Annotated in this window: 1 pseudogene; it reads right to left on the reverse strand. The window is 65.2% G+C overall.

Annotated features, from left to right (window positions below):
* Positions 1-256 (reverse strand): annotated as a pseudogene (locus EOD29_RS33165) (membrane-bound PQQ-dependent dehydrogenase, glucose/quinate/shikimate family); the annotation flags it as partial.

The following is a 256-nucleotide window of genomic DNA, read 5'->3' on the forward strand; positions in this document are numbered from 1 at the left end:
GTTGAGCCCCTGTTCGCTGCCCTTCTCGTCCTGGCCTCGCGGCGGAATCTCGGCGGCCGGCACCAGGCGCGAGGTGAAGGCGAGATAGGTCGGCATGCCGAACATGATCTGCCGCTCCGGATCCACCGCCACCGAGCCCCAGTTGAAGGTACCGAAATTGCCGGGATAGACGATCGTCCCTTCGAGCGACGGCGGCGTATAGCGGCCCTCGTAGCGATAGCGGTGGAAGTCGATGCGGCAGGCGAGCTGATCGAAC

Source organism: Mesorhizobium sp. M1A.T.Ca.IN.004.03.1.1 (assembly GCF_003997555.1).
In the GTDB taxonomy this organism is placed as follows: Bacteria; Pseudomonadota; Alphaproteobacteria; order Rhizobiales; family Rhizobiaceae; genus Mesorhizobium.